The sequence below is a fragment of the Kitasatospora sp. NPDC059088 genome (genome assembly GCF_042738155.1).
In the GTDB taxonomy this organism is placed as follows: domain Bacteria; phylum Actinomycetota; class Actinomycetes; order Streptomycetales; family Streptomycetaceae; genus Kitasatospora.
Genome location: NZ_JBHYGR010000233.1, coordinates 3,485 through 7,950 on the forward strand (window position 1 = coordinate 3,485; position 4,466 = coordinate 7,950).

Consider the following 4,466-nt stretch of genomic DNA (forward strand, 5'->3'; position numbering starts at 1 on the left):
GGGCGCGGAGTTGTGTCGCGGCGACCGCCGCGCCGCCGCCCACCCTGGTGCTGCGGGCGCGGGGGTGCGCCGTGGGGGGCGTCCGCGCGCCCGCCCCACGGCCGGTGCACCTCGTCGTCCGGACACCGCCCGCCTGGGCGGAGTACGGGCAGCGGATCAGCCTGGCGCTCTGGGACGGTTCGGATCCCGGCCCGGCCCCGCACCCCCATCCGCGCCCCAACCCCCGCTACCGGCTCGACCTGCACCGGCACCTGTGGGACGCGGGCCGCAGCGGGGAGTTGGCGACGAGGGCCGGGTCGTGTCCGCCAACCGGCCCACCGGGCACCGGAGTCGGGCTGCACGGGCTGCGCCGGGCGGTCGACCGCTGGGCCGCCGAGGCCGAGCTGCTGCTGCGGGCCGAGGGGCTCCCGCCCGGGCCCGTCGCGGTCCGGCTCGGGCGCGGTGAACGGCTGGTGCTCGCCCCCGACGGCCGCATCGGCGCGGCCGTCGGGGACCTCCGGGCCCTGCCCCTGCTGCCCGACGCGGCGACCTGGGTACCGCCCGACCTCGACCTGCTGCACAGCGGGGAGCTCGACGCCGGCCGGCTGCACCCCCTGGTCGCGGCCGCACTGGCGCCCGGCCACCGACCGGGGCGGCAGGACCGACCACCCGCCGGACAACGGCTGGTGGAGTGCCGCGGCGCCCGGCACCGGATCGCCGTGGTCGACGGGGTGCTGACCGCACTCGACCACGACCCGGACCAGCTGCGCCGCGAGAAACTGCTGGCCGCGCTGTCCGGCACCCCGCTGCCCTGCCTGCGCGCCATCGACCAGGCGCACCGCGATCCGGCCGAACTGGACGACGTACGGGAGCGGTTGAACCACGGCGACACCGCCGGGGCCCTCGCCGTGGTGGAGGACCTGCTCGGCCGACAGGCGTCACTGCGCGACGGCCCCCTGCGGGACGAGCTCGCGGCGACCGCCGAACGCCGGGTCGCCTACGGCCTCTACCGCTCCGGCCTGACCGTCGACGGGCGGGCCAAGGCCGTGGCCGGCAGGACCTCCTACGCGCTCTACCGGTTCGGCAGGCCCAGCCACCTGCGCGGCGGTTACCCGTTCCCCCGTCCGCCGCGGATCGCCACCACCACTCGCTGACCACCGCTCGACCGCACGTGACCTGCGCACCCCGTGCATGCCGTGCACCCTGCGCATGCCGCGCATGCCGAACGACCCACTGACTTCCGACCTCCCAAGGTGATCACCCATGCCCATGACCATGACCATGCCCGTGACCACGCCCGTGACCACGCCCGCCCCCGCCCGGCTCGACGTCGCCCGCCGACTCCTCGACCTGCTCGCCGACACCCGCACCGAACCCCGCCCGGACGACCAGCTGGAGGCGCTCACCCTGGCGGTGGCCGCGGACCTGCCCGTGCTGCTCTGGGGCGAGCCCGGCATCGGCAAGACCGCCGCCCTCAACCAGCTCGCCGAGGCCCTGGACCTGCCGCTGACCACCGTCATCGCCAGCGTCCACGAGCCCTCGGACTTCTCCGGGCTGCCGGTCGTCGGCGACGACCCCGCGCAGCAGGGCATCCCGCTGGCCCCGCCGGACTGGGCGGTGCGCCTGGTCCGGGCCGGGCACGGGCTGCTGTTCCTGGACGAGTTGTCGACCGCGCCGCCCGCCGTCCAGGCGGCGCTGCTCCGGCTGGTCCTGGAGCGGCGCATCGGTTCGCTCCAACTGCCGCCGGGCGTACGGATCGTGGCGGCGGCGAACCCACGCTCCTCGGCGGCCGACGGGTGGGAGCTGAGCGCGCCGCTGGCGAACCGGTTCGTCCACCTCCAGTGGGTGCACGACCACGAGGTGGTGGTGCGCGGCCTCGGCGGGGTGTGGCCGGTCGCCACCCTGCCGGAGCTGGATCCGGCGGAACTGTCCGCGGCGGTCGGGTTCGCCCGCCGGGCGGTCTGCGAACTGCTCACGGTCAGGCCGGAGTTGGTGCACCGGCTGCCCACCAGCGAGACCCGGCGCGGCGGCGCCTGGCCGTCCCCGCGCAGCTGGGACATGACGCTGCGGCTGATCGCCTTCGCCACCGCGGCCGGCTCCTCCCGGGAGGTGCTGTCGCTACTGGTCCGGGGCACGGTCGGGGACGGGCCGGGGCTGGAACTGATGGCCAGCATGGACCGGATGGACCTGCCGGACCCGGAGCTTCTGCTCGCCGACCCGGCAGCCGCCGTGCTGCCCGAACGCGGGGACCTGCGCCAGGTGGTGCTGGACGGGGTGGTGGCCGCGGTGCGCAACCGGCCGGAGCGGGCACGCTGGGACGCGGCCTGGGCGCTGCTGGTACGGGCGATGGCGACCGGCGCGCCGGACGTCCTGGTCGTCCCGGCCACCACGCTGGCCTCGCTGCGCCGGGAGGACTGGGAGGTCCCGGCGGCGATCGAGCACCTCGCCTCGACGGTGGCGCTGTCCCGGCGGGCCGACCGGGCGGCCGGCCGGACGGCCGCCCGGGCCGACGTGACGGCCGGCCGATGAGCACCCGCCGCACGCCCGGGGCGAGCGCACCTGGGGGCAGCACACCGAAGGGCACCACCCCGCCGGACACCGGCTGGAGCGCCCGGCCCGCCGCCACACCGCTGGACGTCCGCAGGCACGGCAGACCGCTCACCGCCCGCCCACTGGCCGTACCGGTGACCGCCCCGGGGTCCCTACCGGTGCGGACCCCGGTGTCCGCGTCGGCGGACCCGCGCCCGCTGGACCTCGACAAGCTGTACGCCGCCCGGCTCCAGGCCGCCCGGGCCCGCCCCTACCTGGCGACCGCGCTGTTCGCCCTCCACCTGGTGGAGGACCGCCGGGTGCCGACCATGGGCGTGGACCGCCACTGGCGCTGCTACGCCTCCCCCGCCTTCGTCGAACGCACCGCGGTGGAGGACCTCGCCTCGATCTGGGTCCACGAGGTCTCGCACCTGCTGCGCGACCACCACGGGCGCAGCGACCGCCTGGCCCGCAGCCTCGGGCTGACCGGACCCGCGGACCGGCTGCGGATGAACATCGCCGCAGACTGCGAGATCAACGACGACGCCTTCGGCGACGGCCTGGTCACGCCCGCGGGCGCGCTGACGCCGAGCCGCCTCGACCTGCCGGAGGGGAGGCTGATGGAGGACTACGTCCGCGGCTTCCGCTTCGACCTGCGCCGGCTGAACCTGGCCTGGCTGGACTGCGGCAGCGGCGCCGACGGCGTGGACCGCCCGCGGGAGCTGGGCCCGGACGGCGCCCACGGGCTGACCGCCCAGGAACAGGACGCGGTCCGCTTCCGGGTCGCCGAGGGCATCCGGGGCCGCCCCGGGGATGCCCCGGCGGGCTGGCGGCGCTGGGCCGAGGAGGCGTTCCACCCGCCGCAGCCGTGGCGCCAACTGCTGGGCGCGGCGCTGCGCTCGGCGGTCTCCGGGCCGGGCGCGGGCGGGGACTACAGCTACGGCCGTCCGGCCCGCCGCTCGGTCTCGCTGCCGGGCGTGGTGCTGCCGAGCCTGCGGCGGCGCCCGCCCCGGGTGTCGGTGGTGATCGACACCTCGGGGTCGGTCTCGGACCGGGAGCTGGGCGGTGCGCTGCTGGAGGTCGCGGCGATCGGCCGGGCGGTCGGCGGCCGGCACGACCTGGTCACGGTGCTGTCCTGCGACGCGGCCCCCCAGTCCGTCGGCGCGCTCTGCCGCGCGGCGGGCATCCCGCTGGTCGGCGGCGGCGGGACGGACCTGCGGACGGGCTTCGCGGCGGCACTACGGACCAGGCCGCAGCCGGACGTCGTCGTGGTGCTGACGGACGGGCAGACGCCCTGGCCGGCGGTCGCGCCCTCGTGCCGTACGGTGGTGGGCCGGTTCCGGCGCCCGGCCCGGTACGACGAGAACAACGGCGAGTACCGGCCGGACGCACCGCCGAGCTGGGCCCGGGTGGTCGACATCGGCTGACGGGGCACGACGGCAGGAGGTTCCCGTGCACGACGAGGAGGGGGCCGCTCCCCCGCAGCACCACCCGGACGAACACGTGCGCCTCGCGCACCACCGCCGGGCACTCGCCGAGGTGGCACCGCCGGACGCGGCCGCGCTGGTGGCGCAGGTGCTCACCGACCCCGACCGGGCGATGGCGAGCGGCGCGGTGGTCGAGTACCTGGACCGCCGCGCGGCGGAACTGCTGACGGACCCGGGGTTCCCGGCCTGGCACCGGGAGCTGGCCGGAGCCGCGGCGGCCGACGGCTTCGCCGTACGGCGCCTGCACGAGTGGGCGCTGCTGCGGGCGGTCACCCTCGGCGAGCCGTGGGAGGCGGAGCAGCTGCTCGCCGCCTCCGACCGGCTCCAGCTGCGCACCGCCGAGACGGCCCCGACCGGCCCCGGGGCGCGGCGCCCCCCCCCCCCCCGGGCGCGGCCGCCCCGGCGCCAGCGCCCGGCCCCCCCCCGGCGGGGGCGCGGGTGGGCGCCGCCCCCCGCGGGGGGGGGGGCGCC

Annotated in this window: 4 protein-coding genes; all 4 read left to right on the forward strand. The window is 77.9% G+C overall.

Going from position 1 to position 4,466, the window contains the following annotated elements:
• On the forward strand, positions 1-1,133 hold a 1,133-nt coding region (locus tag ACFWXO_RS44270), incomplete at its 5' end, for a hypothetical protein (protein ID WP_380532667.1).
• 115 nt (positions 1,134-1,248) lie between these two features.
• The gene (locus tag ACFWXO_RS44275; protein WP_380532675.1) at positions 1,249-2,508 is read left to right on the forward strand and encodes an AAA family ATPase; all 1,260 of its coding nucleotides are present in this window, start codon (positions 1,249-1,251) and stop codon (positions 2,506-2,508) included.
• Complete coding sequence (locus ACFWXO_RS44280) at positions 2,505-3,935, forward strand: VWA-like domain-containing protein (RefSeq protein WP_380532670.1); 1,431 nt, start codon at positions 2,505-2,507, stop codon at positions 3,933-3,935. Before ACFWXO_RS44275 ends, ACFWXO_RS44280 begins: the two co-directional genes overlap by 4 nt.
• A 25-nt stretch (positions 3,936-3,960) precedes the next feature.
• On the forward strand, positions 3,961-4,466 hold a 506-nt coding region (locus ACFWXO_RS44285; protein ID WP_380532672.1), incomplete at its 3' end, for a hypothetical protein.

Excerpts from the sequence above, each read along its gene's own strand:
- ACFWXO_RS44280 (WP_380532670.1), top strand. The coding sequence starts at position 2,505 with ATGAGCACCCGCCGCACGCCCGGGGCGAGCGCACCTGGGGGCAGCACA.
- ACFWXO_RS44275 (WP_380532675.1), top strand. The coding sequence starts at position 1,249 with ATGACCATGACCATGCCCGTGACCACGCCCGTGACCACGCCCGCCCCC.